The organism is Paenibacillus sp. EB106-04-04-XG159, from assembly GCF_058791835.1.
Window position 1 is genome coordinate 1 of sequence record NZ_JBYTDY010000010.1, and the last position, 26,760, is coordinate 26,760.

Genomic DNA, 26,760 nt, shown 5'->3' on the forward strand with positions numbered 1-26,760 from the left:
CATCAGAAAAACTCCCATCATTGTAGCAGTAGAAGTTTTTGTTTTATCTACTGTCTACTATGATGGGAGCATATCATCATTCCTGTGGCTCTTTTACATAATTGAAGGTGTTTCATAGAGGTTTATTTCTCCTTAAATACTTACTCTTATAGATCATATCCATCCTAAACTCGCCAAAATGAATAATTTAACGCCTAGATTGTGACATACGTTCAACCATGTTATTCCACTTTATATTTACGTCAACTGAATTTGAATCAATTTTTCTATTTCACCAGAGGGGCTTGAATCAAGGTTGCGAACTTAAATTGGTGTACATGGCCATCATTTAATGTCGTCTGCCCCGTAACAAAATGTACATGTTTACCATTGCCGACAGGAATCGCCGGCCCTGTTCGAATCCTTCTTAGATTATGGAAATGGTTCAAGAAGTCCGTATGGGTGAGATCAATTTCATGAACATGACTGTTCCCGGAGCGAATGGCTTGCCCCGTAACGCCTGCAAAGCGATGGTTATGTCGATCCGCCCCTTGTTCAGCGAGCATGGTACTGCCTTCAAATTCATGAACATGTCTCTGTGCCTGTTTCGTAGAAGTAGTCTTATTTATCCCAGCTTTTCTCTTCTTCACGTGCCGAATACCTCCTTAGGTGTTGTGACTTCACAACATCCTATTAAAGAGCACATGAATGAGTGCTAGGCCACAACCCACAGTCCTAACAACATAGAGGACCCTGCTCGGCTGCTTTCCTAGTGCACAGCCGTTTTCATAAAACGATTAAATCCAAGACTAGCAATTCCTAGCGCCAATACTGCAATCAGGAGAAGCACCCCAATATTAGGCAATATATTCCAGATATTCGCTCCGTGCACCATTACGTTCTGCAATCCTTTTTGCGCCCAATATTGCGGCATAAGCATACCAATGTTCTGCAGGAATGAAGGCATCAAATCCGACGGAAACCACAAGCCTCCAAGCACGGCGCCACCCATGGTAATGATTTGAGTGAAAGCCATACCCTGGTTTTCACTTTTTACGAATAGAGAAATCATAAGCCCAAGTCCTGTACCACAAATCGCGATGCCAAGAACCAACGAACCGATCGCAACTAAGTCACCAAGATTCAAGTTGTATGCAAAATGCCCAAACGTAAGCAAGATCCCGCATTGCACGACGACAACGAGTAAATAAGGAATCCACATGCCGACCAAATAACTGATCGATTTCATCGGTGTGCTGGTCAGGCGAGCTGTCATACCCGATTCTTTATCTTTAATGAACCGGCGCACCATAGAAGTAATAACGAAGAATGCGAACATCACCGTATATCCAGGGACAATCTGACTGATCGGATCTATCGAGCCCCCGGTAACTTCTTGCTTCTCTGAGACTTTGATCGGCGGTGTGAGCACCTGCTTCATCTCCGCCTCACTTTTCCCAGCGGCCGTCAGTACGCCTTCCAGCTTCTTTTCTTGATACTGATTCGAAATATTCTGCAATACCGCCTGCATGGGTGCAATCTCGGAGCCGCTCAATCCATCGTGATACAGTACGACTTCAGCCTGCTCCGTTCCGGATTGCATACTTTCACCGAAGCCTTTCGGAAAAACTAGCAGTGCTGATAATTTACCATTTTTAATTTGATCAATTTGTTCATCAGCCGTTAGATCCGGGTTATTTTTGAGATGGAATCCGTCGATGCCTTGGATCGTCTGGAGAAATTGCTTGGACGCCGCACTTTGGTCTTGGTCTACATATTGGATCGTAATGCCAGAGGAACCCATGTTGCTAAATACCGAAGCAAAGATGACAATGAAGATGATCGGCATACCAAGCAGCCAGAAGAAAGAACCCTTTTCCTTCAATAACAGTTTAATTTCTTTTCGCGCAATTGTAAGTATCATTATTATTCCCCTCTCCCTTAGGCATCCCGTAGCGATGTGCCTGTCAAATGTAGAAATACCATTTCCAACGAAGGTCGCACAACCTCTAACTGAATCGGCTTATACCCCTTCATACGGCATAACTCTGCGACTTCACCAATCGTTTCAAGTACCGTATTCGTTTCAATTTTATAACCCCGCCCTTGGCGCGTTAGTGTCCCTTCAATGGAGGATAAATTCGGTTCTACGTCACCTTCAAGCTCTAAATATACCGACTTCCCGCCATACTGTGCGAGCAGGTCATTTAATGCGCCCTCGGCAACAACCTTGCCATGATCGATTATAGCGACATCGTCACATAACGCTTCGACTTCTTCCATGTAGTGGGTGGAGTAGATGATCGTGATTCCCTCTTCTTTCATGGAGCGGATTAGTTCAAAGATATGGTTGCGAGACTGCGGATCAATCCCCACTGTCGGCTCATCCAGGATCATAAATTTCGGACGGTGCAGCAGCGCTGCAGCAATATTAATCCGGCGCATCATCCCGCCTGAGAACGTCCCTACCGCATCCTTGGCGCGATCTGCTAGACCTACTTGATGTAAGACTTCATCGATACGTTCCTTCAAAGCTTTCCCTGTGACACCGTACAATTCGCCGAAAAAGACCAGATTATCGTAAGCACTAAGCTTATCGTAGAGCGTAATATTTTGCGGAACATAGCCTATGATCTTCTTCACTTCTTCCGCCTGTTTCGCTACATCATATCCTAGCACTTGGACAGAACCTTTATCTGCTTGCGTGATGCAGGATAAAATTTTCATCGTCGTCGATTTCCCAGCGCCGTTCGGCCCAAGAAGCCCGAAACAGCTCCCCTTTCGCACCTGAAAATGTATATTTCGAACTGCCTGCTTGCCTGCGTAGGCTTTTTCCAAACCCTTAACTTCAATCGCTGTAGTCATAATAATAACCTCCCTAAATATTTATAGAGTTAATTGTTTTTTCATCAAATTCGATGCAATCCACATCATCAGAGCACCTAAGAGGCAGGAGGCCGCAAACGTTACAACCAACCACAACCATGTCATACTGTCCCCTGTCATTTGATACAAATTTGTAAAATTAAAATTGTCACCTTTTATCAGTACTGGAACCCAACTTAATACATTACCGGAAAAGCCGAAACAGACCCAGATCAGCGGCATCGCTGGCTTCCAGTTTGAATGTCTTACGATGGAACCAAAGATCCCAAACCCCAACATGAAAGGCATTGTTGTATAGATGAATAGATAAGCTATTGCCACGGATTGAAGAAATTGAGAGAGAGCATCTGCCTCAAGATGACCTTGAATCCACATGGTACAAATGCCGACCACCACGGTGACAGCAAGAGTAATCAATCCCAAAATAACGATCCACATCCCGCAAGCGATATATTTCGCCCGAAGCAGCGTTCCCCTCGAATAAGGAAGAGTCAGCCACCAGCCATACGTCCCGTCTTTCCATTCCTTCGATACGGTCATCATGGCTCGCATAAAGCCTGCATAGGGAAAGATGAAGATTAAAAATAACAACGTTGTCGGTTGAAAGACGATAGTTGCATGCAAGAATCCATAAGCAATTGCAATAAGTACTGCAATAGCCACCCCATAAAAACCGATCCACTTGCGGCTTCTGCAATTTCGCTTGCGGAATTTAAACTCATGCTTAATTAAATATGTCAATGCACTACCATTCATTAGTCTCTCTCCCTTACCGATATAGATTGCGGTAGATGTTCTCCATCGATCCCCGCTCTGCCCGCAGCATTTCAACATCACCGTGAAGCAATGCCTGACCTGCATCCATGAATAACGCATAATCAAACAGACTCTCGGCTTCTTGGATTTCATGCGTGCTCACAAGCACCGTCTGCTGCCGTTCGCTCAAGTTATCGATCAACGCCCCGATAATTCGTTCGCGCGAGATTAAATCGATGCCCGCAAAAGGCTCATCAAGAATCAGCATCGGTACATCTCGACACATACACAGGGTCAGCATCAGACGCGCCTCTTGCCCCCGGGACATTCCCTCCACCTTCATGGTTGGATCTAATTTCATGAAATCCAGCAAGGACTCGGCACGTTTCTTATCAAAGCCCGGCAGCAAAGCGTCCCCCCATTCCAATGCTTGCTGAACGGTATGGTATTTGTACCACTGTGCTCGGTCAGGGAGGTAAGAGATCAGTGCATTTGTCTCCCAACCCGGCTTCTTGCCGAATACTTCAAACCGGCCTTGATCAGGCAGAACCATCCCCGTAATCATCCGAAAAAAAGTGGACTTGCCGGCCCCGTTCGCACCCAATACCCCAATCACACGGTTCGCAGGCAGTTGAATCGAGAAATCCTGCAATGCGTACTTGTTGTCGTATCGCTTCGTAAGATGCTCTGCCGTAATCGCAAACTCCGTCTTCATCGTTTATTCGTCCCCTTCATGCAATAATCGTTGTATATCTGTTCTTGTGAACCCAATGCTGTGCATTTTCTCTAAAAATTCATTCAGTGCTTCCTGTGCCAACGTATGGCGGATATTCTCAACAACTTCACCATTCGTCGTAATGAACGTCCCTTGCCCGCGCCGCGTCTCGGTTAAGCCATCTCTCTCTAATTCTTGGTACGCGCGCATCACGGTATTGGGATTGATCTTTAAGTTCTGAGCTAACTCACGTACTGACGGTATTTTATCTCCCAATGCAATCCCTCCTCTTGCGACTGAACCTCGTATCTGCTGCAGTACTTGCTCATACAACGGTTTGCTTAAATCTAGATCAAACTGCATGCCGCCTGCTTCAATGCCACCCAAAGGTCTCCCTCCGATCATTGCTGTATTTTATATCCATAAATATTGGCACTTATTCCCTGTTCTGTATGTAGTGTATTATATCACTTAATACACTTAGTGCAATGGGTATTTTCAATTTTTTGTATAAAAAAAAAATAGAAATCCATGGATTAGTATCCATGGATTTCTTGGGTTCGTATGCGATTATCGATATAGATGCATTCGATTATTTCAATACTTTTTCAGCAAGCAAGCTCTGCACTTCATACACGTTGGAGTCTTTTTTGAATGTCTTCGAAACCGTAGGCTCGACCGCGCTTGAAATCCAAATTTTCAACTCCGCATCCAGATCGAACGTTCCCGCCGTCTCGATGCTGAAGCGCGATACACTCTTATATGGAATCGATAGATACTCCACCTTCTTGCCCGTAACTCCTTGTACATCCACCAGAATTAAGCGTTTATTCGTGAATACGAACATATCGCGGATGATCTTATATGCCTTATCGACCGTCTCTCCTTGGAATAGAATCGACTGCAGTTCCTGTTGAACGTCCTTTTCATTTACGGATGAAGCATTTCCCATTAAACCGTCTAAAAATCCCATATGCACATCTCCTTTACAATTTGAGGTGGTAATTTCTACGAATCTACATACGCACCTCTTTTAGTTTAGTCGCAAATATATCGTGTGAGAATAGCAAAAGCGGCTGCAAGACCCTGTGAGGGGGATCTTACAACCGCTTTGCTTGTAATCATCTATGTTAATGTTAAAAGGGGGTGATGTGATGAATTAAATATACCGCGCGAATATTAAAGGGATATTATCTGAACATTAAAATAACATAAAATACGTTGGGAAGACTGTAACTCGCTGTACCCTCCGCTATAATGGATGAATGCAGGATAGGTAGATCATTTATCCGCTAACCACCCTCTATCTTGGATTCATCCAAGATAGGACGCTATAAATCTGCTCATTTGGGCACAAATCTGCTTTTTAGTTGGATTTATCCACTATAGCCCTATCTACAAGCGTTATTTATCGAAAGTTAGTGGATATATCCAACATAGCCGCTTAGCTACTTACCATTTAATCGGGTTAAAGAATAGCAAGCGGGATAGACGTGTAACCACTTTGCCTGCTACAATAATTTTAGACGAAGAACGTCCAACTACCATAAGGTTGTTGGGCGTTCTTTTTTGTTTATATTCAAGACTGGAGGCGATACACTTGAACGCATTCGAATCATCGCATCATGCTTTTCTTGAGAAACATTTGGCGAGCCGAAGCGGCGAACGCAAGGGCCGATTGCTTCGCGGACATCAATATGCAGAGAAGCTTTTACTTCAGAACATTTGGTGGCCCCTGTTCGGGAACTTCGACCACCTGCATCCTGAATACGAAATATATGACTGGAATCGAAAATCCCAATTCCTCGACTTTGCCTTTATTACTCCCTTCGGACGGTTCGGCATCGAATGTGACGGCTTTCAAAGTCACGTCAAAGATATGGACCGTGAAAAATTCAGCTACGCGCTGAATCGGGATACCTTTCTCACAGGTTTAGGTTGGCGTATGATCCACTTCTCCTTCGATGATGTGCAGCAACGCCCTGATGTCTGCCGTATGCTGCTTCAGCTCGCGATTGGCCCTTATCTACTCCATAACTACACAGATAATCGAACTACGAAGATGGAGAAGGAATTGCTTCATCTTGCCTGGCGGCTCGGAAGACCCATACGTCCGAAAGATGTATGTGATGCTTGGGGGATCGATTACCGCACCGTACGTAAACTTCTACATTCGGCAACAGAAAAGGGCTGGCTAGAGCCTATTTCCAAGGGACGCACTATTCGTTACTACAGGCTAAAAGAGAATTCGTTAAGCCAATTGCTATAGAATAAGAGTATCACTTTATGCCGTACCTTAAGTGCCACGCACCTATACTGGATTTTGTACAGGATAGAACCTAACTTTAAGCTCAATCATCTGCTATATTGGATCCATACACTAACTTTGAGCAAAAAGAGAGCAATTTGTACGATTTCCCGGTTTTATAGTGTAGACCTCCAATATAGAAGACTTACGACCACAGATTCGCCTATCTATCATGGATACGTCCAATATAGAATATAGCTTCAACTTGGCATTGGGCATTATCTCACCTTCCCAAACTGAGAGCAGATTATTATTCTATTGATGCTCACAAGCACACAAAAGCGCGGCCCTCGAACATTCGAGAAGCCGCGCTGTTACTGGAATATGGATGGTGCTGATGAAGGGAATTGAACCCCCGACCTACGCATTACGAGTGCGTTGCTCTACCCCTGAGCTACATCAGCATGATGCATCAATACGTCTATTATATCGACTTATTGAGAACGCAAGCAACGATGATAAGCTCATCTCTCCCTCGATTTCGACCGATCACGGGTGCAAATGCATAGAAAATATCCCTGTTATTCAATAATCGTTAGATTTGCACCCGCTGCGGTCCTGTTATTTGCCGCGCTGCCCAATCATAAGCAGCCCCGCCAACTCTTCAAGCCATTGCCGATCCTGCTCACCGAAGCGCTCCAGTATCGGACTATCGATATCCAATACGCCGACGAGCTCACCGTCTCGAATTAGCGGAACAACGATCTCCGAGCGCGAATTCGCATCGCATGCAATATGTCCAGGGAAGGCGTGCACATCCGGCACAACCTGAGTGATGCGCTCCGCAGCCGCTGTACCGCACACTCCACGTCCTAACGGAATGCGCACGCATGCCGGCAGCCCTTGGAATGGACCGAGCACCAGTTGGTTCGTGGACGCTTCATATAGATAGAAGCCAGCCCAGTTAATATCCTTCAATCCGTGCCAGAGCAAGGCTGAGGCATTTGCGAGATTCGCGATTAGACTCGGTTCATCTTCAATCAAAGCAGCCAATTGCGCTCGCAGCATAGGATAATCTATAGCCGGATCGCCGCTGTACATCGTAGGTTGGAACATAGCCAATCCTCCTTGCTCCTAAATTATTATCCATGTTGGAACGAACCCATCATACCATAGATAACAGCACGCTGGTAAGAATCTCCCACGCTGCAGATGCACACATTTTCACGCCAGCACTATATTCTTGAGATCACCCTTTTCACAAGTAGGTAAATAGGATATGGTGAATGTAACAAAGATGGAGGAGGCTTCTCTATGATAGCTTCAACGTTCTGGTTGGACAGTGCCAGCCGCGGCAAGGTATATGTCACGGTGTGGGAACCTGAGACAAATATCAGAGCCGCTGTCCAGATTTCGCACGGCATGGCCGAAACAGGTACTCGTTACAAGCGCTTTGCCGAGTCTTTGACCGCAGCCGGCTATGTTGTATATGCTAATGACCATCTCGGTCACGGACAAACGGCCCCCGATGCTTCTGAAATGGGGCATCTAAGCAAAAATGGCATGATGAATATGGTAAGCGATATGGAGAGATTGAGCCTTTACATACGAGATCGTCATCCTGGAGTTCCACTTATTCTATTTGGACATAGCATGGGCTCTTTCTTGACACAAATGTATATTGCTCAGCACGGCAAGCTGCTGGACGGTGCTATCCTTTGCGCCAGCAACGGTCCGCGCGGACCGGAACTGCTCGCAGGCGTCGCAGTATCGCGTCTGATCGCAGGCATGAAGGGATGGAAGCACCGCAGCAAATTTATTGACAACTTAACCTTTGGCAGCTTTAATCGCCGCTTTAACCCCAACAAGACCGAGTTCGACTGGTTAAGCCGAGATGAGGCCGAAGTGCAGAAGTATATCGATAATCCACATTGCGGGTATGTGTGTACGGTTGGCTTCTATCATGAATTTTTCAAGCTGCTGAACCGTATCCATCAATCAGATGTGATGAGCTCCATTCCTAAGGACTTGCCTGTTCTGATGATCGCTGGAACTGAAGACCCCGTCAGTAATTTCAATAAGGGTGTTCCGCGTTTAGCTGACATGTATCATAAACTTAACATTAAAGAAGTAACTCTTATTACCTACCCTGGAGCACGTCATGAGTTGCTCAATGAAACGAATCGCGACGAGGTCACTTCCGACTGTTTAGCTTGGATGGATCGTATTCTAAAGTAACTATATGGAAATATGTGGTGTGCAGGATTTGTTTCTATGTTGAAGCTGTGGGTATAATATTCATAGAAGCAAAATAAGAGAACAACTCTCTTAGATACCTGAACATTATCATTATCTACTTAAGTCCATCTAGATACAGGAGGGAATACTATGCCATCACTGTTCGATTCTATTACAATACGCGATGTTATTATTCCGAACCGGATCGTTATGTCTCCCATGTGCATGTACGCTTGCTCACAAGAAGACGGCATGGTAAATGACTGGCACCTTGTTCATTATACAAGCCGCGCCGTGGGTCAAGTTGGACTCATCATGCTGGAGGCGACAGCTGTTCAGCCGCATGGCCGCATCTCGGCGCAGGATCTCGGCATCTGGAGCGACGAGCATGTGGACGGCTTGCGCCGTCTTGTCGACATGGTACATGCGCAAGGAGCGCGCATCGGTATTCAACTCGCCCATGCGGGCCGCAAGGCGACCGTTCCGAATTCGGTTGCTCCATCAGCTCTTCGATTTAGCGATAGCTATGCCGTTCCACAAGAAATGACGCTCGACGACATCCGCAAGACGATTAAAGCTTTTGCTGATGGCGCTCGGAGAGCAAAGGAAGCTGGCTTCGATGTAATCGAGCTTCACGGCGCTCATGGATATCTGATCAACGAGTTCATGTCTCCATTAACCAATGAGCGCATGGACAACTACGGCGGTTCCATAGATAACAGATATCGTTTTCTAGAAGATATCATCGATGTCGTGCGCCGGGATTGGACGAAACCGCTGTTCGTCCGCATCTCTGCTAATGAATATGCCCCAGGCGGCAACTCCTGGGAGACGTTTATCGATTATGCCCGCCGCATGAAGGAGCAAGGCGTTGACTTGGTCGACTGCAGCTCTGGCGGACTCGTACCTGCTGTGCCAGACGTCTACCCGGGCTATCAAGTGCAGTATGCCTCGGACATCCGTCAAGCGGCAGGAATTATGACTGGCGCTGTTGGTCTCATTACGGAGCCTACGCATGCGGAAGATATCGTGCGGCATTATCGCGCCGACCTCGTCTTTATAGGCCGTGAGTTGCTGCGCGATCCTTATTGGCCGCGTCATGCGGCACAGGTGCTGAAGGCCGAGCTAACGCCGCCGAAGTCCTACATACGCGGCTGGTAAGTATAACGACGCAACATAACCCGAACTTCACTATCACTTCGCTGATAGAGAACGTTCGGGTTTTTTCGTGTGCAAAAGTTGTTTCATACTATCATTTTATTAACCAAACATTTACATATCTCTAACGATCCGTTAACAGATGACATGTAAGGTAAATATATGCAAACAAAGATCACTCTGAACACAAACTACACTCGAGAGAATAGGGGTATATTTCATGAAAGCAAAGAGATGGTTCAAGGCAATTCTCGCTTGTACACTAGCGCTTAGTCTGGCAGCCTGCTCTACAAGCCAATCCACTGAAGGAAGCAGTGAACCGGCTGCAGCAAAGCCAGTTGAACAAGAGGACAAAACGCCAATTACGATTCAGTACTGGCATTCCCATGCTGAGGCGCAGATGCCGGGATTGAACTACATGCTGCAGGAATTCAATAAGGAGTATCCATACATCACGGTTGAACCGGTATATCAGGGCGGTTACGCTGACCTGCACAAGAAGCTGCAGGCCGCAGTCGCTGCCAACGACGTGCCCGCAGTTACGAATGTGGAAGTCGCTTCCTTAGCCAACTTTGCAGACAGCGGTGTCTTTGCAGACATGACACCCTATATCGAACGAGATAAGGTTGATGTGAACGACTTCTCCAAAGGCATGCTGCAAGCTTACGCTTATAACGGCAAGCAGTACGGATTCCCGCTCATCGTCAGCACCAGTGTATTCGTCTACAATAAGACCTTGTTAGATGAGCTTGGCGTTCAACCGCCGCAAACATGGGATGAGATCGAAGCGTACAATGAGAAGGTGACGAAGCGTGAAAATGGCAAAACGACTCGTTATGCCTTCTCTGTTCCGGGCTGGGACGCTTGGTATTACGATCCGTGGAACATCAATGGCGGCGGCAGCATTCTGACTGAGGATCGGACGAAAGCAGCAGTAGATACGCCTGAGTCACTTCGCTACCTCGAAAACTTCAACAAATGGCTGAAGGACGGCTCGATGCATATGGGCTACGGCAAAGGCGCTTCCGATACTATGCGTCAAATGTTCTTGAACGGTGAAATCGCTATGGTTCAGCACACGTCAGCTAACTTGAAGATGTACCGTGAGAATGCGCAATTTGAAGTGGGCGTATCCTTCCTTCCAGGAGACAAGACGCGCACATCTAATATCGGCGGTGCAGGCATCGTTATGATGGACGGCGTAGATGAGAAACAGAAGGAAGCAGCTTGGAAATTCGTCAAGTTCATGACATCCTCCGAGCATAACATCAAGTGGGCGGAATCAGTCGGCTACCTGCCAACACGCAAGTCGGCGTTCGAGTCAGCCGAAGGTCAAGCATACTTTGAGAGATGGCCGCAATATAAAGTCGTATTCGATAACTTTGACAATGTAACTCCGCGCCTTCAGCATCCAGCTTATCCTGAATTCAGCGCTGTTTACAAAGAAGTGGTTGGAGAGATGATTCTGAATCAGAAAGATCCTGTTTCATTAATGCCTGAAGCCGCTAAGAAGATGAATGACATACTTGCGGATTACGAGGGCTAATGATGGACACGAAGCTATCCGGTATTAAAGGCGCTAATGAGGCTGTGACACCCCCGTCCACACGGGTGTCCGCCTCTACTCGGCGCAGCACATCCTACAGAAGCAGGCTGGAGAAGCTGAAGGACTTCATGTTTGCACTGCCAGCATTAATCTTTTTGGTTGTGTTTCTATACTATCCGTTAGTGTACTCGTTCTATATAAGTCTGACCAATTGGAATATGACACGGCCTGTTAAGAAATTTGTTGGGCTTAACAATTACGAGTGGCTTCTAACCAATGAGGATTTCTACAACTCTTTGAAAGTAACGTTCATCTACACGGGTCTGGATGTTACCCTTACGCTAGGCTTCGGCCTGCTGCTCGCTTTGCTGTTCAATGTTCACTCTTCTCGCCTATTTGGATTTATGCGCGGCATCTTATTTATGCCGCATTACATATCCATGGTCATTGCAGCCATGGTATTCGTGTGGATCTATAACAGCCAATACGGCCTGCTCAATGCTGTGCTGCGCTGGTTTGGGCTTGAGGGCGTTAATTGGCTGGTCGATCCAACCACCGTGCTTCCGGCACTCGTTGCCGTCTCGGTATGGAAAGGCGCCGGCTTCGCGATGATTCTGTTCATCGCCGGCATGCGAAGCATTCCGATAGAGTATTACGAGGCTTCTGCGATAGACGGCGCAACTCGTTCTCGGCAATTCTGGAATATCACACTGCCGCTGTTATCGCCTATGACGCTGTTTCTCGTCATTACAACCTTCATCTCTTCGATGCAGGTGTTTCAATCCATCGATATCATGACCAACGGCGGGCCGCTGCAGGCTTCGAATGCGATAGTCTATTGGATCTATACGATGGCCTTCGTTGATTTCAAGACAGGTCGAGCTTCTGCGCTCGTTATGGTGCTGTTCGTCATCATCATGCTGTTAACGCTCGTTCAATGGTACGTCAGTCGAAAGAAGGTGCACTATGAAGGATAACCGCATGGCCGGCCAGCGCAGGGTTAAAACGGAGTATGCCCTTCGATTGATCGCCGCGCTGATCGTGACTGCTGTCATGTTCTTCCCCGTGTACTGGCTGCTGATCAGCTCTCTGAAGACACAGGGAGAGATGCGCCTCGCTGTACCTACGCTGTGGCCCGAATCGTTTGCCTGGGGAAATTATGCTGAAGCATTTCGGATCATGCCGTACGGGCGCTTCTTTAGCAATACCTTGATTATGACCGTCGGCATCATCTTCCTTCAGCTTAACGTCGCATTGCTGGCGGCTTATGCATTTGCGAAGGGCCGCTTTCCGGGCAGAGATGCACTGTTCTTCTTCGTTCTTGCGGCAATGATTATTCCGGACCAGGTTATATTTGTGCCGGTATATGTGCTTATGTCCAAGCTGGACTGGCTCGATACGTTCTGGGCGCTCATCATCCCGCATGGGGCTTCGGCATATGGCATATTCCTGCTGCGTCAAGCCTTCAAGTCGGTTAATAACGATGTGCTGGAGGCTGCTCGCGTGGATGGCGCGGGCAGGCTCTCGATGCTGTATCGCATTCTGCTGCCGATGACGCTGCCGACTATCGTGACCCTTGGCGTGTTGATCTTCATCTCCAGCTGGAATTCATACTTCTGGCCGCTCATTATGACCAACACGAATGATATGCGAGTGCTGACCGTCGGCATCGCGATGTTAAGGGATTCGATTGCCGGCGATGAAGCCATGTACTTCCATATCATCATGGCCGCAAGTGTCATGGCGACGCTGCCGATCATCGTCGTATTCACCATGATGCAGAAGCATATCGTCTCCGCTATGGCTAACTCCACTTTCAAATAATTTGACGAAGGGACTGACTCGCATGCAATGGCAATGGTATTGCCATGCTCGAGTACAGCCCCTTTTCTGCCTTTATTCAGCCCTTTGTGATGACAGCCTGCTTCATGCTGCTAGTGGATCAGGGCCCTCATATTCCTTCTCATCAGCGATCGATAAACTCCACAAATTGCAGCCAGCGCTTCAGGATGACAACAGCCTGTGCCCGTGTCGCTAGCTCAGTGGGGGCGAGAGTATCGGCGGTTACGCCTTCCAGTAGGCCTGTTGCCACAACCCGCTGCATCGCAGGAATTGCCCAAGAACCGATCTTCGCGTGATCCGCGAATCTAGCCAATATATCAGTAGAAACATTGGCAGTGTTACCATTTCCGATCCAATCCAGTGCTCGCACCATCATCACGACCATCTGCTCTCGAGTAATGCTATCATTCGGTCGGAAGGACCCGTCCTCATATCCCTTGACGATTCCTGCATCCGCCGCCGTTCCCACTACCTCAGCAAACCAATCCGAAGACCGCACATCCAAGAACTCCACCTTACCTTGCTTTGGCGTAATCCCTAAAGATCGAACGAGCATAGCCGCAAATTGCGCCCGCGTAATCGAGTGATCTGGAGCATAATTCATCGGCGTAATTCCATTAACTATTCGTTTGGCAGCAAGCAGCTCTATATCTGTCTGAGCCCAATGCCCCCTTATATCAAGAAATGAAGGGCTTGATTGTACAATTGCATAGATGCTATCCGCATTCCGCTTGATCGCGACATGCGTCTGTCCGTCCCTCACCGTAAATTGTGCGGGAGCAAAGCTCATTGTACCTTTAACAGGATCGAAGACAATCACTGTCGTTCGAGACGCATCCAGCGCTTGATTGATGTGCATCGTTCTTACTACGAAATGTTTACCATATTGGTGTATCGGCACCAGCCGACCGTCCATCTCGATGTTAAGGTTAAACTCGACAGCTTCACCAATCCACTGCGCCCCTTGCTGCTGTACAAGCCCCTTCAATGAAGTTGACAAAGAACTGTCCACCACGCCAATGCCTACATGCAGCTTCACTTGCGATAAGTCTGCACCTAACGGAGTACCTAACAACTCATCCAAGACGCCACTCTTGAATAACTTCAAAGGCAATTCATAAGTGAAATCATGAAATTGAATCGAAATAACCGCATCCGGTGCTTTCAAAGCCGCATCTACACAGACGGAATAAGGTACTTCCACATTCGCTACCGCTTGAACCCCTGCAACTTGAACGATAACGAGCTGTTCTTCTCTCGGCGAGTCAGCCAACAGAGCACATGCCTGCTTCAATCGTGCCGGATCCAGACGCACGTTCCTCACATCTCTTCCATCATTTCCTTTGACGATCGTAATCGTAGCGGCATCCTCTCCGAGCCTCTTTCCACTGCTGCCGCTAATCCCGGAGCCAAACGAATACCCCGTTCCCGAATCAGCAGTTTCTTTAACGACGAAATTACGTGTCGTCACATCATTTCCCCTACCAGCTGCCACGATATACGTACCTGCTTCAGCATCTGCAGGCAAAGTGATAATAACAGCGAAGTTGCCCTCAGATACAGGCGCGACGTCGAAATACAACATTGTGTTGTCGGGACGCACCACCTTAATAAGGACTTCATCCCAACCGGCCGTTCCTGCAATGGTCACAGCATCTCCCGGTCGTTTCTCACTAATCGCGTTCAGAGAAATGACCGGCGAAGCTGCCATAGTTACAGGTGCGCTGCTTAAGCATAAGACGATAACGATAAACATAAGAAGTATCCGGGCTCTCACTTGAAATCCCCGCTTTCCTATACCGCCGGACCTAACAACAGATCCGGCGGGTAAGATTGTGTTTTCATTAATGGCTCCGCCTCACGGATCGATGAATAAGCCAATCGATCTTCAACAGCTCTTGTGGCTAGCCCTTATCTTAACGTAACAGGCTCAGCCAAGCTGTTGCCGATATTCTCGAGGCTGCCGTCGAAGCGATCCACCACAAATACTTTAACGGTATAGTCAGCTCCGCTCACGTTGAAATGAGCTGTAAGCACCTCAGGGGATGTCAATTGCTGCTGCAAAGCGATAATACTGACTGGCGTTGTTCCCTTCATCAGCTCAAACACAACCGTCGGCATACCTTCTTGAGCGGAATTAGAACTTGGGGTAACTTTTACGGTTGCCGATATTCCTGCTGTACGCGTCAGTACTCCATCACTGATAATGAAGCTCATATCGCCTGGAATGACTACCACTTCCGCACTTTTTTCTGATTCCTTGCCGCTAGTGTCGAATGCGCTTATGCGGAAGGAGTACATCTGGCCATTCTTCAAGCCGTCGATCGTAAACGATGTATTACCTGTCGTATAGCTTGCTGTTTGTTCACCATTAACATAGATGTAATATCCAGCAAGGTTAGGCTCTTTGTTGGCCTCCCAGGACAAAGATACCTTCCCATTGCCTCTATGCGCGGTCAAGCCAGTCGGGACAGCAGGCCCTTCCAAATTAGTAGGCGGCATAGACAAGTCGTCTACATGCTGCGTAAAGTATGTGCCCCAAGGGAAAACAGCGAGGGTATTCGAATTAGTCTCAACCTGTGTGGACACCGTGTTGTCTCCAAGAGTCACGGTTATCGTATAAGCTCCAGCAGGAACATCGAAGTAATAATGCAGTCGTCCAGCCATTGCATTACCGAGGGCATCGGTAGCATCGGTTAATTGATACTTTCCGAGTGCTGTAGAACCTACTTCGTTATATACTGCCGTATACGATACACTGTTATCGTCATTGTGCAGCGTAATGCGAACATTTTGCTTATCCGCACCGTTCAGCAAGAAGTCTCCATATATATGATACCCTCCGTAAAAGCTAGCACGGAACTTAGAAAGCGCATCGCTCAATCGTATCGTAGCAAGGGAAACTTCCACCTCTAGAGCAGCCGGATTATCATTCACCTGCATCGCCTGCCGAATAACAGCGAACAGTGCCGCTCTTGATCCAGGCTTATATTGGCCGAATTCGCTACCCTCTACAGCATGCTTGTATAAAGAGTCTGCCAACTCCAACTTCTGTCGCAGTTCCTCTCTTGGCATCTCATAAGTTGCGAAGACGATCTGACGCGTCTTTCTTCCGTCTGCCTCAGCTTCAACGATTAATCGGTTAATGCCAAGATCGAGCTTCTTCTGAACCGCAAAGATACCAGTATCATCCGCTGATCCGAGCAATTCCCCATTGATTCTTATCATCGCTTGAGGCGAGGTGCTGCCTTTAATCGTAACGTATTCTGTATTTACCGTTACAGCATCTTCAACGAGGTCATCGATCTTCAGGAGCGGCCCTCTATAAGCATCTATTAGTACATCATCAAGTACTTGGGCTTTGGCTCCAGAAGGCCCTTCAATGCCGAGTACACGAGCAATCGTTGGCCCAACGTTCAAGTTGAGTACCTGTTTGTCATAAACAAACTGCTTCTTTACAGCTGCTCCTGACATCAACATAAATATGTGTGACGCGGAATCATCCAGTGAGTCGTGCTGTCCATTTATACCTCTCGCCTGATCGGGATTGCCTGTTTTGAAGTTATACGGAGGCTTAGGGGAAATGAGCAGATCCGCCCAGCCTGGAGGCATCCCTCTCTTGAGCAGGTCCATCTTATACAGATGGTCACCATAATATTCCTTAGACTGCACCCGCTTCACAATTTCCTCATATACGGCGTTCTCAACTGGTATGCGGAAATTGATCATCGCATTCAGACCGACAGACGTGATGACGACTTGAGTATCCGGCTGTGCTTGTTGGCCTTCCTGATATACGCTTTCCACCTTAAAGTTCTCACCTTGGAACATCTGTCCCACTTCAGCGATTGTCTGCTCCAGATCCGTCAAGCTGGACAGCGTTCCTGGAGGATAAGGCGGTTGCGGGTTCTGCACCGGCGCTCCGAATGTAGCCATACCATGATCTGTCGTTAAGAATATCGTAGTCCGTTCATATATCCCCGCATCCTTCAGCGCTTGAACGAGTCGTCCCAGATGAGCATCGTAATCTATTACCGTCTTTGCAATTCTGTCATTATATTCTTTCATCGTGGCAGCTGTTTTTCCCGATTGGTTATGTCCATCAGCGTCGATCTGGGAACCATATGCGGACATGAATCGCGGTATGCCATCCATCTTAATCGTTTTCCCACCAGACACAACCGGCTGCTCATTGATTAGATTGATCAAGACATCCACAGCCTCACCAAAGCCGAGATCCCCAAAATAGGGACGCTTCTCGTTGCCAGCCTCAGCCCCTCGTCCCTCGAAGATATATGTCGTAGCAGCAGCGATATCTATGCCATGATTGACAGCTGCCTCAGCTAATGTTTCTAATTTGTTATCGCGTGCATATTGAATCACTTTATTCTGCAACACATCATAATATCGATAGCTATTACCCGTATCTATTGGGTATCCACCAGTAACAATACCGATTTGCATCGGATTCGTAATGGAAGGCAAATTGGTACGCGCATTGGTGAAGGTGATACCTTCCTGCATGAGGGCGTTCAAGGTTGGCGTACCTGTATACGAAGCCGTGTTGGCTAATTCGTACCAATTATAAGCGAACCCATCCCAGTTAATGTAGATCGCATACCCACCGTCGACAAGACTGACCTCCATGTTCATCAAATTTCGTCCCTCCGAGTTTAGTGGATTACGGACTGCTAACAGGCTAGCAATAGTCGGTGCCCAATCCACAATTCCGACTTCTTCCTTTACTTTTCCGCCCCTATCTTCTAACGCGACCTTATTTCCGGAAATAAGCGCAAACATCGTTCTCAATTCAGGCTCGAGCGTATCAATCGTCGTTTGCCCTGTCGCAGCTGGATTGAATGTCGCACCCGTCGCAGGCACCACTAGCAAATCAGCAAATCGAGGATCTACCCGCAGAGCATGAAGTTCTGCTCGCCCCAACACTTCTTGTACAACGGCGAGCGATTTCAGCTTGCTGACAATCTGATTATATTCCACCTCTGAAACATCTTTGAGGAAGTACAATTGCATGTATTTCGCTTGGTAATTCTTCAGCCATAAGATAGACGGATCATCTGGCATAGAATCCCCGGATACGCAGCAATCACTTAATGCTCCTGCTCGAACTTGAGCTACAGGAAATCCAAGACCGGAAAGAGCGTTGACCACTGCAGGAGCTTGCTTTGCAGCACCAGCAGCATTTCCAACGTTCGAGGTAATCACGTAAGTCGTTGCCTGCGAATTCCCGATTTCCTCAATTTTGTCCATCAAAAGACCCAACTGCACGTCAACGGCTTGCAGTTTCAGCAGCATATTGTCGGCAAGTCCTGACTGATTGTTCAAATAAGTACCGCCAATGCGCAATTCATCCGAGTAAAGCGCTAAATAATCAGGCTGGTCATTAGTTGATATGTATTGTATAGCAGCCTCCACTGCAGATTGCATCGATGTGGAACCTGTAGCCATATACACGGGTTCGTCTTTCACTGCTTTCATGTTAATGGCTAACGCCGAACGACCATTATCCGTCAACACTTGGGTCAACGTTTCTGCCTGATTCGTAAAGAGCTCATACTCTGGACGATTCTGACCATCGCCAACAATCGCTTTCGCAGCGGAGTCGTAATAAACGGACGTGTTTACGGTCTCTGCGGGGTAAGCACCAGTCATTGCAGAATAACGGGCAGCCTGATTCGACGGAATCGTCGTTTTCATATCCGTGAAGCGAACTCCAGAAGACACCAATTTAGATAGATTAGGAATGCTCGTGCCTTTTTCCTTAGCCAAATCGAATAGCTCACTGTAGAACCCGTCTAAAGTGATATGAACCACTTTGCCATATGTCGCTTCTGTAACCGACTCTGCTGAAGACGGAAATAAGTCATTGGTACTTGACTTTCCCTTTCCTGGAGGTACTGCCGCAGCTGCGGCAGTACCAACTTCACCCAATGTAAAGGTAATTACCATGAGTAAAGCCATTAGGAGTGAAAACTTTTGTCTGTTCATTGATTAAAGTAGCTCCCCTTCCGTTATCATATTTAAATGAACGGTGTAACGATGAAAGTAAGCTTGCTACCACTAAACAGGCATTTATTTTCCTATAGCACTAAACCACTCGTTCGCTTCTTTAGTCAGCTGAGCACCGCCTGATTTCTCCCATTTGCTAACGAATTCATCGAAGTAATCTAGCGGCTTATCGCCAGTAATGATGGAGATAAACATTTCATCCTCCATCTTCTTCAGCTCAGCTTTATACTTGCTGTCAGAAGGAAGTGGTGCCAGTAATTCGTTAGCGATACCGCCGATTGCAAAGAAATGCTCATCTGCCCAATCGAAGCGAGGCTTGGCACGCATCACATCATACTCGGCAATTGCAAATGGATTCAAGCCAACGCCTTGTTTAGACAGAGAATTAGCGTCTACACCTTCCTTGAGCGCAGGTAGGCCTGTTTCTTTGTCATTATCCCAATGCTGACCTTTGAAGCCGAAGATCGAGGTGAGATAATCCTCGTAGGTAACATTGAAATCGTTCATATCTTGCAGCATCTTAGCCATCTTTTCCGGGTCTTTCTCCATATCCTTGCCGAACACTTCGAAGTTGCCGTTTACTACACTGCTCCATAGTGATCCCATCTTGCCTTCTGGTCCTTTTGGCGGCAATCCATATTGCAGTTTTTCAACAGCCGTTGGATTAATCTTCTTCATCTCAAGGAAGTTTTCTGACTTCGAGTCACCAGGGTACAATAAAGGCTTCCAATGATAGTACCCGCCAACGCTCGTAAACCCGATCCGACTGTTGAAGAATGGTTGGGAGAACGCAGAATATCCACCCTGATTCTCACCCGTTATAAACTCTGGATCAATCACGCCATCTTTGTACCACTTGCTCAAATAAGCTAGCGCTTGTTTAACTTCTGGCTGTACAGACGCATACACCAGTTGACCATCACGTTTCTGCCATATACTTGGAATATATCCGAATGCTCCGTAAATGGCTTCGAGTCCGGATTGGGACAGTCCATACGTATCCTTCTTGCCATTGTTGTCAGGGTCTTCATTCACGAATTTATAGAATGCCTCTTCAAACTCCTCCAACGATTCAGGCGTCTTCGTAATTCCTACTTTCTCCAACCAGTCACCGCGCCATATGATCGGCTTTCTATAATTAATGCCAGCAGGATGCGGGATTCCATATAGCTTTCCATCTATTTTGCCGTACTCAAGAGCACCGGGAGCTTGTTTTTCAATAAAATCGTTGTACAGGTATGGAGCATGCTCCTTAAGCATTTCAATTGGAATCTCAGCTAACAGATCCTGATCTACGTACTTAGCCAAATTGACAAAACCATTCGCAACTCGGAAACGATCGGGAATTTCACCAGAGGCGAATTTAAGATTTAGCAATTCCTCATATTTACTCGCTTCAATATCCCACACATCGTAATCCGCATTGAATTTCTCTTCGTAATATTTTAGTATCTCTCCATTAGGGTCTCTCGGTTGATTAGAAGGAAGAGCCACAGAGATTGTATATTTCTTATTGGCATCTGGCACGACCTGCTTGCTCTCTTCATTCGTCTTGCTGCCTTCGTTAGTGGACACCTGCGGCTCGCTATTATTCGATTTGCTTTCATTGGATCCACAGCCAGATAACACGAGAGTCATAGTCAAGCACAGCATCATTCCAATAGATAACAGCTTCTTCGTACGGTTATACATGAATAGATTCCCCCTTCAAATATGATAGCGCTCTCAAAACGGCCGTTAGCAGCACTCTTCTATCCTTTCAACGAGCCGACGATGATACCTTTTACAAAATGCTTCTGCACAAATGGATACACGAGCAGTATCGGAATAGTTGCTACCATAACGGTTGCTGCCTTGATCGTTTCAGGATTGGCAATGATATTCTCGTCATTATAAGCACCCAAGTCCATCATCTGCTTGGTTCCTTCCAAGACGATACGCCGCAGCACAACCTGCAGTACTTGCTGATGCGAATCGGTAATATAGATGAGACTGTCAAACCATGCATTCCAATGCCCGACAGCTGACCATAATGTAAGAGTGGCAATGATCGGCATGGATAGCGGAAATACAATCCGAAAAAGAACCGTAATATCATTCGCACCGTCAATCTTGGCTGATTCCTCCAACGCTTCAGGCAAGGTCATAAAGAAGTTGCGGGCGATAAGCATCTGAAAGGTATGAATCAGGCCTGGCAATATAAGCGCCCATATGGTGTTCATAAGCCCAAGGTTCTTGATCAGGAAGTAGTTTGGAATCAGGCCACCGGAGAAAAACATGGTGAACACAATAAACATAGTCCAAAATCCTCGATGTGGGAACTGCTTCTTCGCTAACGGGTAAGCAGTGAGGACCATCGCCACTACCGTAACAATTGTTCCAATAAGGGTACGGGTCAACGTACGAACAAATCCGTTAGCTACATATTCATTGGTCAACACCTTCTCGTAACTCAGAAAAGTCACCTTTTTGGGGATGATATTCAATTGCGTCAACGATACATCTCCAGACGTAAGGGAGAGCGTTAGCAAGTACAGAAAAGGATATATCGTCACGACACACAGCAGAATCAATAAAGAATAATTTACAAAGTCAAATACATATCCGGATTTCATTAAGGTTCTTCTGCCAGTCACGATGCTACCACCTCCTTATCACTTTGTCATTTCCATCAGCCGTTTGAACAGTACATCGCGAGACTACCATAAACCGTACTCGTTTATCTTCTTAGATATCGTGTTCGTAATGACAATCAGCACAAATGCGATGATGTTCTTAAACAGGCCAACAGTAGCTGCAAAGCTGTATTCTAGCTCAACAAGTCCCCTTCGATACGTATAGGTACTGAGTACATCGCCGACCTGATAAACGGCAGGAGAATATAGATTGAACACTTGGTCGAAGTCATCGTTGACGATTTGACCGACAGCAAGAATAAACATGATCGTCACTACCGGAGCCATGGATGGCAATGTGATGTAACGTATGTTTTGCATGCGGGAAGCGCCATCTACCTTAGATGCCTCATACAGCTCAGGATTAATACCCGTCAATACCGCCAAATAAATGATCGTGCCCCAACCGACACTTTTCCACACCTCAGTCAGCACGAGTACAGCGCGGAACCACTTCGGGTCCCCGAGAAAATAGATGGGATCGATCCCGAACGCCTTTAGCAGAATATTGATCGGCCCTATCGACGGCGAAAGAAATTGTACAAATAGTCCAGCGATGACTACCCATGATAAAAAATGAGGCACGTAGCTAATCGTCTGCACGAATCGCTTAAAGATCATATGTCTAACCTCATTAAGCATCAGTGCCAAAATAATGGGTGCTGGGAAGCTGAATACTAGCTTATAGAAGCTAATAATAATGGTGTTACGAAATACCTCCCAGAAACTAGGCAAACTGAACAAATCGCGAAAATGCTCTAAGCCAACCCAAGGACTACCCCATATGCCGAGTTTGAACCGATAATCTTTGAAGGCGATCAGAATCCCGTAAATCGGAACATAATGAAAAATGATGTAGTATGCGATCGCTGGCAGAAACAGAAGAACTAGGTACCTCGTTTTCCAATAAGGACTCAGATGGTTAAGCCACAATTGTGTAAAGATGCGATGAATTACCGATCGTTGGTCATGAATAAGCGGCGTACGGTTCATATCATTCCTCCTTTCTTGGTTGTCAGGCCTACTAGAATGACCTAAAAGGCTTTGTTACCAAAATAGTGCATAATCGATCTTTGAGAAATAGCAAGATTTCACGAAAATATAAGGATCTTCATCATGAGAAAAGTGGGATAATTCACGACGTTCTTCATCAAGACATTTTCTTTTTTTCTTCCACAGAAACATATAAAAATGGTATTATTTATGAAATAAGGCGCTGTTTAGTACGTTCACAACCTATTGAAAGCGTTTACAATAATAAGTTCACCTATTAGTAAATACATTGCCTGATATACCTAACCTACCGAAAGCATTTCACCATTCGGATCACAATGGAGCTGGAGATCAACGATGAAGCTGTTTAAGAAATGGAACACCGTATATTACAAATTGATATTGTCTTATATTGCGCTAATCCTAATCACCCTAATTTTTGTCGGGATTACCTCTTATGTCTATTTCACTTCCAACTTCAACGAACAGGTGCAGAAGGTAAATCATCGGATGCTCGCTCAGATCAGACAGATCATGGAGGATAAGGTTGTCAATCATGCGGATAAGCTATATCTGCAATTGGTCGCCTCACAAGAGTATAAAGACAACTTCGTGCTGCTGTTCAATAACACCGTGTCTGGCAAACACATGAAGATTCAGGACATTTACGAGATGCTCCAAATGATCGTTACCAGCAATTCAGATATCCTCGACTCCATCAGCGTCTATTACAAAGTCAACAATATGGTGATCTCTTCTCGAACAGGCATGACAATTATGGATAATAACAGAACGCTCCATACCGACTGGATCGAGACAATTGAGCGCTCACAGCGAAAGGATATATGGCTTGCAGCGCGTCCAGTGCCAGGCGCTCAATGCTGTAATTCGCAGGCCTCCGATCTGGTGACTTTCGTACGTGCGTATCCTATCGTTTCTGATCCAAACAAGATTAAAGGGTACGTTGCTATTCATGTGAATGAACAAGCTCTGCATCGCATTATTAGATCGTCCGAGCCGACCGACGTCGGTCAGATGCTTCTAATAGATACACAAGGGGATATCGTCTCTGACAGTCAGCCGCAATCCTTATATCGAAATATAAAGCAGGAACCCTACATCCGGCATATCCTGCAATCTTCTGAACGGTCCGGCAACTTCATCGAACAAGTAGATGATGTGAAATCTATGATCACCTATCAGACGCTTGGGGGAACGGACTGGAAGCTGATTAACATTACGCCAGTTGATGAGTTTTACAAGAAATCGGCAGTCATTCGCAATACCTTAATTCTAATCTGTATCATCGCCATTCTGATCGGAATCATCATCTCTAACATTTTTACGTTCAATATGTATCACCCGCTCCGCTCGATTATTGCTAAGGCTGCTGGATTGTTCCATCAACCGCAGGGCGATAAGACAGTCAACGAATATCATTTGATCGATAAGGTCATTAATAATTTGTCAAATAGGGTTCATGAGCTGCAAGATACACTTACCACCAACATGCCGATCATCAAGCATAATTTCGTTACGGGACTGCTTTGTCAAACGATTCGCAGTCAGGAAGAGTTAGCAGAGCGAGTAAAGCTGTTGCAGATGGATTTAAGCATGCCCTGCTTCTGTGCCGTCCTGATAAAGCCTGATCCTGAACAAATGGCATACATCAACTTAGAAAACAGTCAATTTCTGAAATATCGTCTAATCGAACATATCGAAGCTTATTCAGATCATCATCTGGTATGGTTAGTTGCGGAATATGGAAACGATCAGCTATGTGCCATTGTAGGAGCTAGAGAGGCTCATGATAAACCAATAGTCGACCTGCTTCGAGATGTGTCCCGCTATGTCGACATCACCTTCTCCACCCGTATTGCAGCTGCTATAGGACCGTGGGTCATTTCACCACTCGACCTTCATCTGTCGTTCCATAAGACGCATGCATTGATGAACTATCAATTCTTTCTACCTGCAAACGGCATTTACTACGGAGAAACGTTGTTGGAAAGGGAAGGAAGCAACGAGGTTATATGTGAGGAATACTTGGAGGAGTTTGCCGCCAGCTTGCGTACCGGGAAGATCCATCGTGTTCGGGAAAGCGTGCAGCAATTCGTCGACCTGCTAGCTGAACGCAATTATTCAGCGGAGCACTGCCACCATAAATGGCGAGAAGCATTTACTGTAGTGCGTCAATATTTAATCGAAATACATTATAAATCACAGGATGGGATCGAACAGGAGCTTCGTGAAGGCTTCAAACAAGCGAAGGATATCATCCGAATTCAGCAATGGCTTATCAGCGTTGCGGAATCCGCCTTTCAGTACATTGAGAGTCGCAGCAACAACAAGAACAATGAAATTGTTCAAGCAGCTATGCTGTTTATTCAAGCTAACTTAGGTACTCAACTGTCCCTCGATATGGTCGCTGAACAGGTCCAGTTGAGCCCTCGTTATTTAAGCCGCATATTTAAGGAAGAAACCGGATTGAACTTCACCGATTTCGTCACGAAACAGCGGCTGCAGCAAGCAGGTGAGCTGATCTTGACGACTAATCTGAATGTCGAGCAGATCTCAGCTAAGGTTGGCTTCAACAGTTCTGCCTACTTCATTAAGAAATTCAAACATGTTTACGGTGTTACTCCAACCTACTACAAGCATACTGCTATGCATAAGATCGAAATGTAAACCGATTATAGCTTATGGTAGCTGTTGCATCTGATAATCCAAAGTATCCTTCCAAATACCGCGCAATTGTACGGGCAGTCCTGCAGCATGCAAATGAGATGTATCACCGAGCTCAATGCAGCGCGGGACAGCCCATTCATGGGAACGCTGGTCCATGAATATTGTCGTCACTGAGGTCGGCGCCAGCCAAAAAGATGACCATACGATCGACAGTGGCAAATTTAATAGATGAGCGAGCCAGGTTAGTCCGAAGCCTCCATGGCAGAATACGGCGATTATGCTGTCATTCGGCTGAATGCAGCGGTATCGACCCCCTACTCTTTCATAGCCATGTCGCTTCAGCAGCTCATCCGAGCCTTGATGAATCTCTGCAATCGTTTCTTGCAGCCGCACGTCTGTAAAATACGGCCTTTCAAACCAATCATGAGATCCAGGCAATGTGTCACCATCGAGAATCAATTCTCCAGGTGTATTGAAAGGACTGAACGTTCCGTATGCCTCCAATGTCGTATACATGCCCGTGATTTCTCTCGTCCAGTGAAGCGTTTCTGGCTGCAAATGAAGCCGCTCCGACGTGTAGCGCATCGTGGCTTGTGCTCTACCGAGCGGGGACGTATACATATAATCCACTCCAACGCGAGACAATCGATCCGCTAACGCCTCTGCCTCCTTATGTCCAGCTGTAGTAATCGTATCGTTGGTGTAATCCGGATCTGCATGGCGTATCACATAAATTCTCAAGTGACTCTCCTCCATTACATCTATTATTGATTACATTAATTACATGCCTACGCTGAAGTTAAGAGATGAAGTTCTTAGGCTACACATACTGTCGAAGCATACTAACTGTGAATTCTCGTTTGTGCTCCTTACTGTACTTTTATCACATAAATATTCATACTCGCAAGACAAATGTCACCAACTCCCATACGCATTGGCATAGGACATCCACCTTACTACATAGGAATTATCCAATGGAATGAATGATCGACTAATGTCAACCTGTACG

General features: G+C 46.4%; 21 protein-coding genes and 1 tRNA gene. 7 read left to right on the plus strand and 15 right to left on the minus strand.

Translation table 11 applies throughout. The features are described from left to right. Window positions 1–266 precede the first annotated feature (266 nt). The 7 genes from AC3WTP_RS13460 to AC3WTP_RS13490 form a co-directional block, all read right to left on the minus strand. Window positions 267–629, minus strand: a complete 363-nt coding sequence (locus tag AC3WTP_RS13460) for a YmaF family protein (protein ID WP_492395137.1) — start codon at window positions 627–629, stop codon at window positions 267–269. Window positions 630–748: 119 nt separating this feature from the next. Continuing rightward, a complete protein-coding gene (locus tag AC3WTP_RS13465; protein ID WP_492395138.1) occupies window positions 749–1,903 on the minus strand; it encodes an ABC transporter permease in 1,155 nt (384 codons plus the stop codon). 17 nt (window positions 1,904–1,920) lie between these two features. After that, a complete protein-coding gene (locus AC3WTP_RS13470; RefSeq protein ID WP_492395139.1) occupies window positions 1,921–2,844 on the minus strand; it encodes an ABC transporter ATP-binding protein in 924 nt (307 codons plus the stop codon). Between the two features lie 21 nt (window positions 2,845–2,865). After that, window positions 2,866–3,621, minus strand: a complete 756-nt coding sequence (locus tag AC3WTP_RS13475; RefSeq protein WP_492395140.1) for an ABC-2 transporter permease — start codon at window positions 3,619–3,621, stop codon at window positions 2,866–2,868. Between the two features lie 13 nt (window positions 3,622–3,634). Then, entirely contained in the window at window positions 3,635–4,336 is a 702-nt protein-coding gene (locus tag AC3WTP_RS13480; RefSeq protein ID WP_492395141.1) for an ABC transporter ATP-binding protein, read from the minus strand. A gap of 3 nt (window positions 4,337–4,339) precedes the next feature. Further along, window positions 4,340–4,699 (minus strand): GntR family transcriptional regulator, encoded by a 360-nt coding sequence (locus tag AC3WTP_RS13485; RefSeq protein WP_492395311.1) that lies wholly within the window; start codon window positions 4,697–4,699, stop codon window positions 4,340–4,342. Window positions 4,700–4,928: 229 nt separating this feature from the next. Next, on the minus strand, window positions 4,929–5,309 hold the full coding sequence (locus AC3WTP_RS13490) for a PH domain-containing protein (RefSeq protein ID WP_492395142.1): 381 nt from the start codon (window positions 5,307–5,309) through the stop codon (window positions 4,929–4,931). Window positions 5,310–5,936: 627 nt separating this feature from the next. Here AC3WTP_RS13490 and AC3WTP_RS13495 point away from each other — a divergent pair. Next, window positions 5,937–6,605 (plus strand): BlaI/MecI/CopY family transcriptional regulator, encoded by a 669-nt coding sequence (locus AC3WTP_RS13495; protein WP_492395143.1) that lies wholly within the window; start codon window positions 5,937–5,939, stop codon window positions 6,603–6,605. 368 nt (window positions 6,606–6,973) lie between these two features. Here AC3WTP_RS13495 and AC3WTP_RS13500 read toward each other — a convergent pair. Continuing rightward, window positions 6,974–7,048: transfer RNA gene (locus tag AC3WTP_RS13500), tRNA-Thr, on the minus strand. A 157-nt stretch (window positions 7,049–7,205) separates the two neighbouring features. After that, on the minus strand, window positions 7,206–7,700 hold the full coding sequence (locus tag AC3WTP_RS13505; RefSeq protein ID WP_492395144.1) for a GAF domain-containing protein: 495 nt from the start codon (window positions 7,698–7,700) through the stop codon (window positions 7,206–7,208). Window positions 7,701–7,898: 198 nt separating this feature from the next. On the opposite strand from AC3WTP_RS13505, the gene AC3WTP_RS13510 reads away from it, so the two are divergent. The 5 genes from AC3WTP_RS13510 (at window position 7,899) to AC3WTP_RS13530 (ending at window position 13,350) form a co-directional block, all read left to right on the plus strand. After that, a complete protein-coding gene (locus AC3WTP_RS13510) occupies window positions 7,899–8,822 on the plus strand; it encodes an alpha/beta fold hydrolase (RefSeq protein ID WP_492395145.1) in 924 nt (307 codons plus the stop codon). A gap of 150 nt (window positions 8,823–8,972) precedes the next feature. Beyond that, a complete protein-coding gene (gene namA, locus AC3WTP_RS13515; RefSeq protein WP_492395146.1) occupies window positions 8,973–9,983 on the plus strand; it encodes an NADPH dehydrogenase NamA in 1,011 nt (336 codons plus the stop codon). Window positions 9,984–10,200: 217 nt separating this feature from the next. Then, window positions 10,201–11,526 (plus strand): ABC transporter substrate-binding protein, encoded by a 1,326-nt coding sequence (locus tag AC3WTP_RS13520; RefSeq protein WP_492395147.1) that lies wholly within the window; start codon window positions 10,201–10,203, stop codon window positions 11,524–11,526. 2 nt (window positions 11,527–11,528) lie between these two features. Then, window positions 11,529–12,503, plus strand: a complete 975-nt coding sequence (locus tag AC3WTP_RS13525) for a carbohydrate ABC transporter permease (RefSeq protein ID WP_492395148.1) — start codon at window positions 11,529–11,531, stop codon at window positions 12,501–12,503. Beyond that, entirely contained in the window at window positions 12,493–13,350 is an 858-nt protein-coding gene (locus tag AC3WTP_RS13530; protein WP_492395149.1) for a carbohydrate ABC transporter permease, read from the plus strand. Before AC3WTP_RS13525 ends, AC3WTP_RS13530 begins: the two co-directional genes overlap by 11 nt. Window positions 13,351–13,492: 142 nt before the next feature. Here AC3WTP_RS13530 and AC3WTP_RS13535 read toward each other — a convergent pair whose 3' ends face one another. From AC3WTP_RS13535 to AC3WTP_RS13555, 5 genes are all read right to left on the minus strand, one after another. Further along, the gene (locus AC3WTP_RS13535; RefSeq protein ID WP_492395150.1) at window positions 13,493–15,145 is read right to left on the minus strand and encodes an S-layer homology domain-containing protein; all 1,653 of its coding nucleotides are present in this window, start codon (window positions 15,143–15,145) and stop codon (window positions 13,493–13,495) included. Between the two features lie 134 nt (window positions 15,146–15,279). Beyond that, the gene (locus tag AC3WTP_RS13540) at window positions 15,280–19,374 is read right to left on the minus strand and encodes an alkaline phosphatase family protein (protein WP_492395151.1); all 4,095 of its coding nucleotides are present in this window, start codon (window positions 19,372–19,374) and stop codon (window positions 15,280–15,282) included. A gap of 84 nt (window positions 19,375–19,458) precedes the next feature. Further along, a complete protein-coding gene (locus AC3WTP_RS13545; protein ID WP_492395152.1) occupies window positions 19,459–21,087 on the minus strand; it encodes an extracellular solute-binding protein in 1,629 nt (542 codons plus the stop codon). A gap of 59 nt (window positions 21,088–21,146) precedes the next feature. Continuing rightward, window positions 21,147–22,031, minus strand: a complete 885-nt coding sequence (locus tag AC3WTP_RS13550; protein WP_492395153.1) for a carbohydrate ABC transporter permease — start codon at window positions 22,029–22,031, stop codon at window positions 21,147–21,149. A gap of 63 nt (window positions 22,032–22,094) precedes the next feature. Continuing rightward, window positions 22,095–23,063 (minus strand): ABC transporter permease, encoded by a 969-nt coding sequence (locus AC3WTP_RS13555; protein ID WP_492395154.1) that lies wholly within the window; start codon window positions 23,061–23,063, stop codon window positions 22,095–22,097. Between the two features lie 357 nt (window positions 23,064–23,420). On the opposite strand from AC3WTP_RS13555, the gene AC3WTP_RS13560 reads away from it, so the two are divergent. After that, a complete protein-coding gene (locus tag AC3WTP_RS13560) occupies window positions 23,421–25,751 on the plus strand; it encodes a helix-turn-helix domain-containing protein (RefSeq protein WP_492395155.1) in 2,331 nt (776 codons plus the stop codon). 12 nt (window positions 25,752–25,763) lie between these two features. On the opposite strand, the gene AC3WTP_RS13565 is transcribed toward AC3WTP_RS13560, so the two are convergent. Next, window positions 25,764–26,492 (minus strand): histidine phosphatase family protein, encoded by a 729-nt coding sequence (locus AC3WTP_RS13565; RefSeq protein WP_492395156.1) that lies wholly within the window; start codon window positions 26,490–26,492, stop codon window positions 25,764–25,766. Window positions 26,493–26,760 lie beyond the last annotated feature (268 nt).